This is a genomic window from Streptomyces acidiscabies (assembly GCF_020010905.1).
GTDB lineage: Bacteria > Actinomycetota > Actinomycetes > Streptomycetales > Streptomycetaceae > Streptomyces > Streptomyces acidiscabies.
The window spans coordinates 3,427,555-3,440,766 of sequence record NZ_JAGJBY010000001.1 but is presented as its reverse complement, the minus strand read 5'-3'; the positions used below and the strand labels follow the sequence as shown (position 1 = coordinate 3,440,766).

The window sequence follows — 13,212 nt, the reverse complement described above, 5'->3', positions numbered from 1 at the left end:
CATACGTACCATGAGGCAAGACGAACGGTCCAGACAGGAGGCAGGCTCACGGTGGCACGCAGCAGCACCCGACCCACCAGCCGCGACGTCGCCGCAGCCGCCGGAGTCTCCCAGGCCGCCGTCTCCCTCGTCCTCGGCGACAAATGGCGCGGCCGAGTCGCCGAAACCACCGCCGAACGCGTCCGGCAGGCCGCCCGCGACCTCGGCTACCGCCCCAACCTCGCCGCCCGCAACCTCCGCCTCGGCCACACCCGCACCGTCCTGCTCGTCGTCCCCGCCCTCACCACCGAGTTCTTCGCCGGCGTCTACACCGGAGCCGCCCGCGTCGCCGCCGACCACGGCTTCGGCGTCGTCCTCTACCCCTCCCCCGAAGGCGTAGGACCCGCCCGCGACCCCTTCGCCAGCGCCTCCTCCGCCCTCGACGGCGTCATCGCCTCCTCCATGGCCGCCGACGCCCTCACCGCCATCCGCGGCGACCAGCTCCCCCTCGTCATGCTCGACAGCGACCCCCACGGCAGCCTCGGCGCCGCCACCGTCAACCTCGACATCGCCGACGGCACCCGCCAGGTCGCCGACCACCTCCTCAGCCTCGGCCACCGCCACTACCTCCACCTCGCCGCCGACGTACCCTCCTGGACCTTCCACGTCCGCGCCCGCGCCCTCGCCGACCGCCTCCACGCCGTACCCGGCACCACCCTGCGCACCGCGCCCTCCCCCATCACCATCGAGGACGCCCGGCACGCCGTCACCCGGGCCCTCCAGGACGGCCCCCGGCCCACCGCCGTCGTCTGCGACGACGACAAACTCGCCGCCGGCGCCTACAAAGCCCTGCGCCGCCTCGGACTGCGCATCCCCGACGACATCTCCGTCACCGGCCTCGACGACCTCGCCCTCGCCACCGCCATCGACCCCGAACTCACCACCGTCCGCCTCGACGCCGAACTCTTCGGCGAACGCGGCATGCACGCCCTCCTCGCCGTCCTCGACGGCCGCACACCCGACCAGGACGACATCCCGGTCCAGCTCGTCGTACGCGGCTCCACCGCCGCCCCCGCGACTGCGTGAAAGCCCCGTGCCCCAGCCGGAGGACCCGGCCGGGGCACGTACAGGGAAAGAAACGGGCTACTCGCCGGACTCCTCGGAACCCGCGGAGCCCTCGGCCTCCTCCGCGCTCTCCGCCTCCGTCGCCGGGCCCTCCGCCTCCAGCAGGCGCGACAGCTGCGGGCCCACGATCCGCTTGAACTTCCGCTGCTGCGGGCGCGTACGGTCCAGGACCGCCACCTCAAGACGCTCCGCGGGAATCTCCCGCTGCGTCCCGTTCGCCTCCCGCGACAACGCCTGCACCGCCAGCTTCAACGCCTCCGCCAGGCTCATCCCGTCCCGGTGACGCTGGTCCAGATAATTGCTGATCAGCTCCGCATTGCCGCCCACCGCGACCGAACCGTGCTCGTCTACGATCGAACCGTCGTGCGGCAACCGGTAGATCTGGTCACCCTCGACCGTCTCACCGACCTCCGCGACCACCAGCTCCACCTCGTACGGCTTCTCCGCCGACGACGAGAAGATCGTCCCCAACGTCTGCGCGTACACGTTCGCCAGGCCCCGCGCGGTCACATCGTCACGGTCGTAGGTGTAACCCCGCAGATCCGCGTAGCGCACACCGCCGATCCTGAGGTTCTCGTACTCGTTGTACTTGCCCGCCGCGGCGAACCCGATGCGGTCGTAGATCTCGCTGAACTTGTGCAGCGCGCGCGACGGATTCTCACCGACGAACACGATGCCATCGGCATACTGCAGCACGACCAGGCTCCGGCCCCGCGCGATGCCCTTACGGGCATACTCCGCGCGATCCGCCATCGCCTGCTGAGGGGAGACATAGAACGGCGTCGACACCGGTTACCCGTCCTTTTCTGTGGAAGTCACTCGATCACCTGACAAGAAACGAGATCCGCCGCTACAGCAGCGCGGCCCGCGGGCCGTCCGGCTGCTCCAGCCGCCTCTCCAGCACCGAACGCGCGATCTCGGCCGACTGATCATCCGTCAGCCTGCGGAAACCCTCGTCGGTGATCACCGTGACGATCGGATAGATCCGGCGCGCGACATCCGGGCCGCCCGTCGCCGAGTCGTCGTCCGCCGCGTCGTACAGCGCCTGCACCACCAAGGTCGTCGCCTCGGACTCCGTCAGACCACTGTGGAACAGCTTCTTCATCGCGCCCCGCGCGAAGATCGAACCCGAGCCGACCGCCGCGAAGTTCTGCTCCTCCGAACGGCCGCCCGTCACGTCGTAGCTGAAGATCCGGCCCTTCGCGCGGTTCATGTCGTAACCGGCGAACAGCGGGACCACGGCCAGGCCCTGCATCGCCATGCCCAGGTTCGACCTGATCATCGTCGACAGGCGGTTCGCCTTGCCCTCCAGGGAGAGCTGCGCGCCCTCCACCTTCTCGAAGTGCTCCAGCTCCAGCTGGAACAGCTTCACCATCTCCACCGCGAGGCCCGCCGTGCCGGCGATCCCGACCGCCGAGTACTCGTCCGCCGGGAACACCTTCTCGATGTCCCGCTGGGCGATCATGTTGCCCATCGTCGCCCTGCGGTCGCCCGCGAGGATCACGCCACCCTGGAACGTCACCGCGACGATCGTCGTCCCGTGCGGGGCCTCCACCACGCCCTGCATCGGCGGCAACTGCCGGTTGCCCGGCAGCAGTTGCGGCTGATGCACCGACAGGAAGTCCATGAACGACGAGGACCCGGGCGTCAGGAAGGCAGCTGGTAGACGCCCGGTGCTACGAGTGTTGGCTTCCACGAGATTCCTTCCAGGTAGGAGGCCGCCCGACGAACCGCATCGGGGTCGTCCCCCAACTTGCCGATGGCCGAATTGCAGTTGAAGCACAGTACGCCACGGACCCTACCCGTCTCATGGCAGTGATCCACATGAACGGCGGGGGCTTTCAGGCAGATGACACAGAGCCCCTTCTGCCCGGCAATCATCTCGTCGCGCTGGGCTTCGGTGATGCCGTAGCTGCGCTTGAGATGCCCTTGCCGCCCTTCGATCGCCCGGCACGCCTTGCAGCGGGTCGAGAGGCCGTCGGAAGCGGTCCGGTTCCTGTCCCATTGCGCGTGCGGTTTGATCTCACCGCAGGCGCGACAGTATTTGTGCCCCGGAGGCGTCTTCACCTTCGGCCTGACGTTCTTCCCCTTGGCAAGTTGCCTAGCCTGGTGATACGTCGACCAACACTCCCGGCAGTACGCCTGGAGGCCGTCCCGAGCCGCCCTGTTGCTGGCGAAGGCCGCTCGCGGCTTGTCCTCCTTGCACCGCGAGCAACGCTTCACCTCTCCACATCCATCCAAGAAGATCCCCCGCCTTCACCTTCGATTAAAAGGCGAAATCACTCCCCACCCTTCTGAACGAATCCGCGCACGAAGTCCTCCGCGTTCTCCTCGAGGACATCGTCAATTTCGTCAAGAACCGAGTCGACGTCGTCGCTCAGCTTCTCGTGGCGTTCCTTCAGGTCCTCCGAGCCCGACGTCTCCTCTGCCTGCTCCTCGACCTCTTCGTTCGTCCGGGTCGCCTTCTGCTGGCCGCCGCCGGTGTCCTTGGTCGCCATAACCCTCACCCCGCTCGATTCGCCCGACATGTCGGTGATGATCAGACCCTATAGTCCGGGTCCGACATCGGCCCCGTGGTTGGTACAACGCACGAGGGCCACCTCGATGATTCCCGGCGGAGGGGGTTTCCACCCGTGTCCGGGGATCATGTGTTCAGCCGCCGGAGAGGACCCTGACCAGGTCTTCCGCGGTCCGGCAGCGGTCCAGAAGCTCCTTGACGTGATTTCGCGTTCCGCGTAGCGGTTCCAGGGTTGGGACGCGCTGGAGGCTGTCGCGCCCGGGAAGGTCGAAGATGACGGAGTCCCAGGACGCGGCGGCGACGTCGTCGGCGTACTGGTCGAGGCACCGCCCCCGGAAGTACGCCCGGGTGTCCTCCGGCGGCTCGGACATGGCCCGCTCGACGTCCCCCTCGTCCAGCAGCCGCTTGATCCGCCCCCGCGCGACGAGCCGGTTGTAGAGCCCCTTCTCGGCGCGTACGTCGGCGTACTGGAGGTCGACGAGGTGCAGCCGCGCGGCGTCCCAGTCGAGGTCGTCACGGCGCCGGTAGCCCTCCATGAGCTCCTTCTTGGCGACCCAGTCGAGCTCCCCGGCGAGGCTCATGGGGTCGCTCTCCAGCCGCGTGAGGGTGTCCTCCCAGCGCGCGAGGACGTCCTTGGTCTGCTCGTCGGCGTCGGCGCCGTAGCGTTCCTCGACGTACTTGCGGGACAGCTCGTAGTACTCCATCTGGAGTTGTACGGCGGTGAGCGTGCGTCCGCTGCGGAGGGTGACGAGGCGCTGGAGGCTGGGGTCGTGGGAGACCTGGTGGAGGGTGCGGACGGGCTGGTCGACGGCGAGGTCGACGGCGATGAAGCCGTCCTCGATCATCGAGAGCACGAGCGCGGTGGTGCCGAGTTTGAGGTAGGTGGAGATCTCGGAGAGGTTCGCGTCGCCGATGATGACGTGCAGGCGGCGGTATTTCTCCGCGTCGGCGTGGGGTTCGTCGCGGGTGTTGATGATGGGCCGTTTGAGGGTGGTCTCCAGGCCGACCTCGACCTCGAAGTAGTCGGCGCGCTGGCTGATCTGGAAGCCGTGTTCGTGGCCGTCCTGGCCGATGCCGACGCGTCCGGCGCCGGTGAAGACCTGGCGGGAGACGAAGAAGGGCGTGAGGTGGCGCACGATGTCGCTGAAGGCGGTTTCGCGCTTCATGAGGTAGTTCTCGTGCGTGCCGTAGGAGGCGCCCTTGTTGTCGGTGTTGTTCTTGTAGAGGTGGATGGGCTGGGCGCCGGGGAGTTGGGCGGCTCGCTCGGCGGCTTCGGCCATGATGCGTTCGCCGGCCTTGTCCCACAGGACGGCGTCGCGGGGGTTGGTGACTTCGGGCGAGCTGTACTCGGGGTGGGCGTGGTCGACGTAGAGGCGGGCGCCGTTGGTGAGGATGACGTTGGCGAGGCCGATGTCCTCGTCGGTGAGCTGGCTGGAGTCGGCGGCCTCGCGGGCGAGGTCGAATCCCCTGGCGTCGCGCAGGGGGTTCTCCTCCTCGAAGTCCCAGCGGGCCCGGCGGGCCCGGTGCATCGCCGCTGCGTAGGCGTTGACGATCTGGGACGAGGTGAGCATGGCATTGGCGTTGGGGTGGCCGGGGACGGAGATGCCGTACTCCGTCTCGATGCCCATTACTCGCCGTACGGTCATGCGGCCCTCCTTGCCCGGCGGCGCCCTTCGTGGGCGGCGCTCAAGTACCGCTGGTGCTGCGGTGCGTGTGCGGTGCCCGTCCCCGCACTGTGCGACTCGGCGGTACGAAAGAGCCTAGAACGCCTGCGCGCCGTCGGGGAGATCATTTGCGTCATTGCCTGGGTCCGGCTTGTGGCCGGTTTTTCGGTTGTGCCCGGTCGATGCTGCGTTTGTCCGGGGAGTAAAACGGGGCGGCTGCGAGTGCCTCGGGGGCACCCGCAGCCGCCCTGTCTTCTTACAGGTACTGTCCGGTGTTCGCCACCGTGTCGATGGAGCGGCCGGTGTCCGCGCCTTGCTTTCCGGTGATGAGGGTGCGGATGTAGACGATCCGCTCGCCCTTCTTTCCGGAGATGCGGGCCCAGTCGTCCGGGTTGGTGGTGTTGGGGAGGTCCTCGTTCTCCTTGAACTCGTCCACGCAGGCCTGGAGGAGGTGGGAGACGCGGATGCCCTTCTGCTTCTGGTCCAGGAAGTCCTTGATCGCCATTTTCTTGGCGCGGCCGACGATGTTCTCGATCATGGCGCCGGAGTTGAAGTCCTTGAAGTAGAGGACTTCTTTGTCTCCGTTGGCGTAGGTGACTTCGAGGAAGCGGTTTTCCTCGGATTCGGCGTACATGTGCTCGACGGCGGTCTGGATCATGCTGTCGACGGTGACCGTCTTGCTGTCGCCGTGCTCGCCGACGTCGTCGGGGTGGAGCGGGAGGCGTTCGGTGAGGTATTTGCCGAAGATGTCCTTGGCGGCTTCCGCGTCGGGACGTTCGATCTTGATCTTCACGTCGAGGCGGCCGGGGCGCAGGATGGCCGGGTCGATCATGTCCTCGCGGTTGGAGGCGCCGATGACGACGACGTTCTGGAGGCCCTCGACGCCGTCGATCTCGGCGAGGAGCTGGGGGACGATGGTGTTCTCGACGTCGGAGCTGACGCCGGAGCCGCGGGTGCGGAAGAGGGATTCCATCTCGTCGAAGAAGACGATGACGGGGGTGCCCTCGGAGGCCTTCTCGCGGGCGCGCTGGAAGACGAGGCGGATCTGGCGTTCGGTCTCGCCGACGTACTTGTTGAGGAGCTCGGGGCCCTTGATGTTGAGGAAGAAGCTCTTGCCCTGGGCCTGGCCGGTGACTTCGGCGACCTTCTTGGCCAGCGAGTTGGCGACGGCCTTGGCGATGAGCGTCTTTCCGCAGCCGGGGGGTCCGTAGAGCAGGACGCCCTTGGGCGGGCGCAGTTCGTGCTCCTTGAACAGGTCCGGGTAGAGGTAGGGGAGTTCGACGGCGTCGCGGATGGCCTCGATCTGTCCGCCGAGGCCGCCGATCTGCTCGTAGCCGATGTCGGGGACTTCTTCGAGGACGAGTTCCTCGACCTCGCTCTTGGGCACGATCTCGTAGACGTAGCCGGAGCGGGGTTCGAGGAGGAGGGCGTCGCCGGGCCGGATGGTGACGTCGAGGAGTGGTTCGGCGAGCCGGACCACCCTTTCCTCGTCGGTGTGGCCCTGGACGAGGGCGCGTTCGCCGTCCTCCAGGATCTCCTTGAGGGTGACGATGTCGCCGACGCTCTCGTACTCCATGGCCTCGACCACGTTGAGTGCTTCGTTGAGCATCACTTCCTGGCCGCGCCTGAGGTCGTCGAGGTCGACGCTCGGGCTGACGTTCACGCGGAGTTTGCGGCCTCCGGTGAAGATGTCGGCGGTGCCGTCCTCGTTGGCGGTCAGGAAGACTCCGAAGCCGGCCGGGGGTTGTGCGAGCCGGTCGACCTCCTCCTTGAGGGCGACGATCTGGTCGCGGGCCTCGCGGAGCGTGTTGGCGAGTCGTTCGTTCTGGGCGGACACGCCGGCCAGGTTGGTCTGTAGCTCGACGATCCGCTCTTCGAGAATCCTCGTGTGCCGCGGAGAGTCGGCGAGCTTGCGGCGCAGGACGGCGATCTCCTGCTCAAGGTAGGCAATCTGCCCGGACGGGTCGTCGGACCCTCGTCCCGGGCGGATGCCGCGGTTCATGTCGTCGTCGTGGGCTGCCACGGTCCTCACCTCCTCCATGGGGAGCTGGACGCTTCCAGACCCTACCTGGGTGGGTGTCGGTTGAAACCCCTAGATCACAAAGACGGTCGGGGTGTGTCCGATCTTCACCCTTGCGCTCTCCCTCACGCCAGGGGAATACCCACCGAACATGATTGGGAAGCGGGTCCGGGTAGGGTCGAAGTGTTCAACGGCGGTCAGAGCCTGCATGGTTCCCGTGGGGCTCGGTGTTAAACGGCGGGAGTCTCGGGAGTGGTGGACGTGGTCGTGGAGGCGGGTGCGCTGGAGGTCTGGATCGACCAGGATCTCTGCACCGGGGACGGTATCTGTGCGCAGTACGCGCCGGAGGTGTTCGAGCTCGACATCGACGGGCTGGCGTATGTGCGGGGGCCCGGGGACGAGCTGTTGCAGCATCCGGGTGCGGTGGTTCCGGTTCCGTTGCCGCTGCTGGCGGATGTGGTGGATTCGGCGCGGGAGTGTCCGGGCGAGTGCATTCATGTACGGCGCGTTTCGGACAGCGTAGAGGTGTACGGCCCGGACGCGGAGTGACGGTCCGGTCACCCCGGGTCCGGAAACGTGGCTTGTTTCAGACGCTGTGCGCGCCTGCCGGCGTCGTACGGATGAACCTGTCGTCCTTCCACCGCCACTGGGCGTCGCTCTTGACGTCGGGGCAGCAACGGGGCACGTCCGGCGTGGAGTAGCCGAGGATGCTGGCGCGTACGGCGCCGTCGGTGACCGTGACGGCGGTGACCGTGCTGCGGTCCTTGGCGGTGACGAGGGTGGCGACGACGCGCGGGGCGCTGTCCTTCGGGCCCCGGGTGAGGACGTACACGCTGTCGGGCGGGGTGCCCATGGGGGCGTCGCAGTGGACGACGGCGACGGTTTCCGGCCGTCCGTCTCCGTCGAGGTCTCCGGCGGCCTGTTTCACGACCAGCGCCTTCACGGGGCCGCAGTCCAGCGGGAACGTCACGCCGAGTACGGAGGGGGCGACGGCGGCCGGTCTGTCGTCCGCCTTCGTCGTGGGCTGTGCGGCGGTCGCGGGGCCCGGCTGGATCACCGAGGAGAGGGCGACGACTCCGGCGAGGGCGGTGGCGGTCGCGACCCAGTGGATCGGTCGGGTGTGCGTGTGGGCCAGTTCCGGGACGACGGGGTGCTGCACGAGAGCGCGTCTCCTGTGGGGCTGTGCCGAAAGGGGGCGGGAGGCAGTGCGGGGGGGTGGGGGTGCCCAGCATGCTGCCACACGGGGAGGGGTGATGGAACGGCGGGGTGTGAAGGTCGTACAAGATGCCGGTACGACGATGCCGCGGCCGGGTTCCGTGGTGCTGTGGGGGAACTCGGCCGCGGCATGCGGTCGTTGTACGGGGTGTCAGCGGTCCCCGGCACCTGCGTCGGCGTTGGGGCCGGAGTAGTCCTCGCCGTAAGCGCCCTTGGCGGGGCGGCGGCGGCGCATCGGCGGCTCGACGCCGTCGGCGAGGCGGCGGGCGGTGAGGAGGAAGCCGGTGTGGCCGATCATGCGGTGGTCCGGGCGGACGGCGAGGCCCTCGATGTGCCAGTTGCGGATCATCGACTCCCAGGCGGTGGGCTCGTTGAAGGAGCCGATCTCGCGGATGGACTCGACGGTCCGGGCGAGCTGGGTGGTGGTCGCGACGTAGCAGCAGAGGATGCCGCCGGGGACGAGCGCCTTGGAGACGGCCTCCAGGCACTCCCAGGGGGCGAGCATGTCGAGGATGACGCGGTCGACGTCGGGGTCGGACAGGTTGTCCTGGAGGTCACCGACGGTGAGCTGCCAGGCGGGGTGCGGGCCCCCGAAGTAGCGCTCGACGTTCTGCTGCGCGATCTCCGCGAAGTCCTCGCGGCGCTCGTAGCTGTGCAGCATGCCCTGGTCGCCGACGGCGCGCAGCAGGAAGCTGCTGAGCGAGCCGGAGCCGACGCCGGCCTCGACGACGCGGGCGCCGGGGAAGATGTCGGCGAAGGCGAGGATCTGTCCCGCGTCCTTCGGGTAGACGACGGCTGCCCCGCGGGGCATGGACAGGACGTAGTCGGGGAGCAGGGGGCGCAGCGCGAGGTAGGCGACGTTCCCGGTGGTGCGGACAACGCTGCCCTCGGGTGCGCCGATCAGTTCGTCGTGCGGGAAGGAACCCTTGTGGGTGTGGAAGTTCTTCCCGGCTTCGAGCGTGAACGTGTAGTGGCGGCCCTTGGGGTCGGTCAGCTGAACCTGGTCCCCGACCTTGAAGGGCCCGCGCCTGCGGGCGGCACCGGTCGGTTCGGACATGTGAACAGCCTACCGGCGTTTCGGGGGGCCGCCGACCACGCTCAGCTGGGGCGGGCCATGGCCTTCACGAAGGCCCGTTCGACGTCGGCGGCGGACAGGACGCCGTAGATCTCGCCGGTGTCCTCGACGACGAGGTACTCGGTGGCGGGGGTGGCGCGCAGGACGTCGAGGAGGTCCTCGCCGGCGAGTTCCGCGGAGACGCGCATGCCGTCGGTGAGGTCCTGGGCGAGGCCGCTGACGGCGACCCAGGGGCGGCGGTGTTCGGGGACGCCGACGATGGCCGCTTCGCGGACGAGGGAGAGGGGTTCGCCGTTGGCGTCGACGACGACCAGTGCGCGGGCGCCTGCCGCGTTCGCCCGGCGCAGGGCCTCCGAGAGGGGGGTGTCCGTCTCGACGGGGACCGCGCGGCGGGTGAGGTTGCGGGCGCGCAGTTCGGGCAGGTGCTCGCGCAGGCGGGCCATGCGGAGGCTGTTGCCTGCGCCGGTCCAGATGATCGCGGCGAGGATCGCGGCGAGCAGGGCGTCGGTGACCGTGTCCATGCCGACGCTGTCCTCGGCGGTCGTGCCGAGTGCGCCGGACTGGGTGAGCAGGGGGAGGCCGATCAGGACGGAGACGGCGAGCGCCCGGCCGACCCAGGCCGCGGCGATCGTGCCGTTCATCGGCTTGCCGGTGATCTTCCAGACGACCGCGCGCAGCATCCGGCCACCGTCCAGGGGGAGGCCGGGGAGGAGGTTGAAGATCGCCACGATCAGGTTGGAGATCATCAGGCCGGCGAGCAGGACGCCGGGGACCGTGCCCGGTTCCACCAGGAGCATCGCCAGGTAGAACAGGCCGGACAGGACGAGGGACAGCAGCGGGCCGACGAACGCGAGCCAGAACTCCCGGCCCGGTGTCTCCGCTTCCTTCTCGATCTCCGACACGCCTCCGAAGAACTGCAACTGGATACGGCGGACGGGGAGTTCGAAGCGGAGGGCGGCTACCGTGTGGGCGAGTTCGTGGACCAGTACGGAGGCGTAGAAGGCGACGGCGAAGAACAGGGCGACGAGGTAGCGCGTGGCGCCGAGTTCCGGAAGCACGCGGTCCAGTTGTCCGCCGAACACCCAGGTGATGAGCGCGGCGACGAGGAACCAGCTCGGCGCGACGTACACGGGCACCCCGAAGGGCCGGCCCATGAGAATCCCGCTGCGGGGTTCCCGCGCTTTCTCAGCTTCCTTCTTCCCGGCTCCGGCGTGACCGTGCGCGTGCGTGCGGTCGGGGTGGGTGTCGGGGGTGGTGTACGGGCTGGGGGTGGATGCCGGGGACTTCGCGGAGGGCTCGGCGGCCGGGAGCCGGATCTGGCGGGTGGCGTCGTCGAGTTGCGGGGCGGCCGTGTCGCTCGGGCGCTCGGGATCGGCGGGGCGGCTGGGCTGCCGGGTCGTGTCGTCGGTCGGCTCGGCGCTGGGCTCGGCGGGGAGGCGGATCTGGCGGGTCGCGTCATCGGACTGCGGCTCGTCGGAGGGCTGGGAGCTGGGGGCAGCTTGCTCGGGCTCCGCCGGGCGGCTGAGGTGCCGGGTCGCATCGCCGGAGTCTGCCGGGGTGCTGGGGGCTTCGGGTTCGGCGGGGCGGCTCAGGTGACGTGTCGTTTCGTCGGACGGCTGAGGGCCGGAGGCCGGGGTGTCGCTCCCGGTCGGGGGTTCTTCGGGGTGTTCCGGCTCGGCCTGCTGTTCGGGCCGGCGGATCTGGCGGGTCGTTTCGTCGGGGGAGTCGTTCGTGGGGGGTTCGGGGGTGTGGGGGGGCTTGGACGCCTTGGGTGCAGGGTCGGAGGGGTGCTCGGTCGGCTGTTCGTTGTCCGGCCGCGGCTGCCCGCTTCCGCCGCTTTCCACCACGGTGTCCCCTCGATCGAAAGGTCTCCCGCTCCTGCCGGGCGGAAGGGTCTGTGACCGATGGTATGCGGCCGTCGCGACGCGTTCCGCCCCGGCACCCCCTGTGTTCGCCCGGCTGTCGGGAACCGCGCGGGCGGGATGTGGGTGACTGTCAGTGGCGGGTCGTAGGGTCTGGGGCATGGAGAGCAGCAGCGAGGGTGTGGCGGAGGCGGGGACCTCCGGTGGTGGTGCGGTTGTCGGGCGGTTGAGGGCTGGGGGTGTGCGGCCTGTGGTGGCGGGGGTGCCTGTCGCGGTGTCCGGTGCTGCTTCCGCTTACGGCGCCGGCGAGGCGGCTGTCTCCGACGGTGCCCCCGTCGCTCCCCCGGCGCCCCCGGGCAGAGCTGCGGGGCGTGCTGCCGATGCGGTGGCGGCGTTGGTCGCGCGGGTGGGTGGCGAGGGGGCGGACAATGAGGGGGCCCGCGTCGGCGGCGTGGGCGAGGTTGCCGCGTATGTCTCTCTGGCTGCCGTCGGCGGGACTTCTGCTGCTGGGGCTTCCGACGGTGGGACTTCCGCCGACGGGGCTGCGGCTGACGAGGCTTCCTCCGCCGAGACTTCCGTCGGCGGTGACTCTCCCGCTGTCCCTTCTCCTTCTGCCCCTTCCCCCTCCGACACGCCCCCGCTCCACTCCCCCGCCTCCCTGGCCCCCGACTCCAGCGCCCCTGCCTCTCCGTCGGCACCCATCCCCGACTCCGGCGCCCCTGTCTCCCCGCCACCCCCCGCCCTCGACTCCAGCGTCCCGGGCTCCCGCGCCCCCGGCGCCCTGCCCCCCCGTACCCCCGACGCCCCAACCTCCCGCACTCCCGGCACCTCCACCCCCCGTCCCCCCGCCGCCCCCTCCTCCCTCTCCCCCTCCCGTGCCAGTGACTTCATGCAATGCCCGTTGCTGTACCGGTTCCGGGTGATCGATCGGCTGCCGGAGAAGCCGAGTGAGGCGGCGACCCGGGGGACGCTGGTGCACTCGGTGCTGGAGAGGCTGTTCGATGCGCCGGCCGGGGAGCGGACCGTGCCGAAGGCGAAGGGGTTGGTGCCGGGGCAGTGGGAGAGGCTGCGGGAGCACCGGCCCGAGGTGGCCGAGTTGTTCACGGACGACCCGGAAGGGGAGCGGCTCGCCCGGTGGCTGGGTGAGGCGGAGCGGCTCGTGGAGCGGTGGTTCACGCTGGAGGATCCGACGCGGCTGGAGCCCGCAGAGCGGGAGTTGTTCGTCGAGGCGGAGCTGGAGTCGGGGCTGACGTTGCGCGGGATCATCGACCGGGTCGACGTCGCGCCGACCGGTGAGGTGCGGATCGTCGACTACAAGACGGGCAAGGCGCCGCGCCCGGAGTACGCGGAGGGTGCCCTGTTCCAGATGAAGTTCTACGCGCTGGTGGTGTGGCGCCTGAAGAACGTGGTCCCCCGCCGGCTCCAGCTCGTGTACCTGGGCAGCGGCGACGTCATCACGTACGACCCCGACCCCACGGACCTGGAACGCGTCGAACGCAAGCTCCTCGCGCTGTGGGAGGCGATCAGCGAGGCCACCCGCACCGGCGACTGGCGCCCCCGCCCGACCAAGCTGTGCGGCTGGTGCGACCACCAGCTCCACTGCCCGGAGTTCGGCGGCACACCCCCGCCGTACCCGCTCCCGGTCGAGCCGCCCACCGTGCGGGAGCCGCAGCCTCAGGCGTGACCGACCACAGGCCGGTCACCCCCCTCCCCCCTCCGCAAGGCAGAATGGGCCCGGACTATCGAAGGAGACT

General features: G+C 69.4%; 11 protein-coding genes and 1 pseudogene. 3 read left to right on the top strand and 9 right to left on the bottom strand.

Features of this window, described 5'->3' with window-relative positions:
• Positions 1 to 51 precede the first annotated feature (51 nt).
• Positions 52 to 1,065 carry a LacI family DNA-binding transcriptional regulator gene (locus tag J8M50_RS15965; RefSeq protein WP_010350311.1) on the top strand — a complete coding sequence of 338 codons (1,014 nt, stop codon included), beginning with the start codon at positions 52 to 54 and terminating at the stop codon, positions 1,063 to 1,065.
• A 57-nt stretch (positions 1,066 to 1,122) separates the two neighbouring features.
• Here J8M50_RS15965 and prcA read toward each other — a convergent pair whose 3' ends face one another.
• The 6 genes from prcA to arc form a co-directional block, all read right to left on the bottom strand.
• Positions 1,123 to 1,893, bottom strand: coding sequence for a proteasome subunit alpha (gene prcA / locus J8M50_RS15960; RefSeq protein ID WP_010350312.1), 771 nt, complete (start codon positions 1,891 to 1,893; stop codon positions 1,123 to 1,125).
• A gap of 61 nt (positions 1,894 to 1,954) precedes the next feature.
• Positions 1,955 to 2,800, bottom strand: a complete 846-nt coding sequence (gene prcB, locus J8M50_RS15955; RefSeq protein WP_010350313.1) for a proteasome subunit beta — start codon at positions 2,798 to 2,800, stop codon at positions 1,955 to 1,957.
• The gene (locus tag J8M50_RS15950) at positions 2,752 to 3,171 is read right to left on the bottom strand and encodes an endonuclease VII domain-containing protein (RefSeq protein ID WP_010350315.1); all 420 of its coding nucleotides are present in this window, start codon (positions 3,169 to 3,171) and stop codon (positions 2,752 to 2,754) included. Before J8M50_RS15950 ends, prcB begins: the two co-directional genes overlap by 49 nt.
• A 212-nt stretch (positions 3,172 to 3,383) precedes the next feature.
• Positions 3,384 to 3,602 carry a ubiquitin-like protein Pup gene (locus J8M50_RS15945; protein ID WP_010350317.1) on the bottom strand — a complete coding sequence of 73 codons (219 nt, stop codon included), beginning with the start codon at positions 3,600 to 3,602 and terminating at the stop codon, positions 3,384 to 3,386.
• 154 nt (positions 3,603 to 3,756) lie between these two features.
• Positions 3,757 to 5,268 (bottom strand): depupylase/deamidase Dop, encoded by a 1,512-nt coding sequence (gene dop, locus J8M50_RS15940; protein WP_010350318.1) that lies wholly within the window; start codon positions 5,266 to 5,268, stop codon positions 3,757 to 3,759.
• Between the two features lie 274 nt (positions 5,269 to 5,542).
• Positions 5,543 to 7,309 carry a proteasome ATPase gene (gene arc, locus J8M50_RS15935; protein WP_010350319.1) on the bottom strand — a complete coding sequence of 589 codons (1,767 nt, stop codon included), beginning with the start codon at positions 7,307 to 7,309 and terminating at the stop codon, positions 5,543 to 5,545.
• 252 nt (positions 7,310 to 7,561) lie between these two features.
• Here arc and J8M50_RS15930 point away from each other — a divergent pair, with 252 nt between their 5' ends.
• Positions 7,562 to 7,855: a ferredoxin gene (locus J8M50_RS15930; RefSeq protein WP_029183358.1), complete on the top strand. Its 294-nt coding sequence runs from the start codon at positions 7,562 to 7,564 to the stop codon at positions 7,853 to 7,855.
• A 37-nt stretch (positions 7,856 to 7,892) separates the two neighbouring features.
• Here J8M50_RS15930 and J8M50_RS15925 read toward each other — a convergent pair whose 3' ends face one another.
• From J8M50_RS15925 to J8M50_RS15915, 3 genes are all read right to left on the bottom strand, one after another.
• On the bottom strand, positions 7,893 to 8,465 hold the full coding sequence (locus J8M50_RS15925) for a hypothetical protein (RefSeq protein WP_010350321.1): 573 nt from the start codon (positions 8,463 to 8,465) through the stop codon (positions 7,893 to 7,895).
• A 207-nt stretch (positions 8,466 to 8,672) separates the two neighbouring features.
• Complete coding sequence (locus J8M50_RS15920) at positions 8,673 to 9,578, bottom strand: tRNA (adenine-N1)-methyltransferase (protein ID WP_010350322.1); 906 nt, start codon at positions 9,576 to 9,578, stop codon at positions 8,673 to 8,675.
• Between the two features lie 41 nt (positions 9,579 to 9,619).
• The gene (locus tag J8M50_RS15915; protein ID WP_010350323.1) at positions 9,620 to 11,443 is read right to left on the bottom strand and encodes a site-2 protease family protein; all 1,824 of its coding nucleotides are present in this window, start codon (positions 11,441 to 11,443) and stop codon (positions 9,620 to 9,622) included.
• A 796-nt stretch (positions 11,444 to 12,239) separates the two neighbouring features.
• Between J8M50_RS15915 and J8M50_RS15910 the strand changes: the two are divergent.
• A pseudogene (locus J8M50_RS15910) lies at positions 12,240 to 13,198 on the top strand (RecB family exonuclease); the annotation flags it as partial.
• Positions 13,199 to 13,212: the final 14 nt, after the last annotated feature.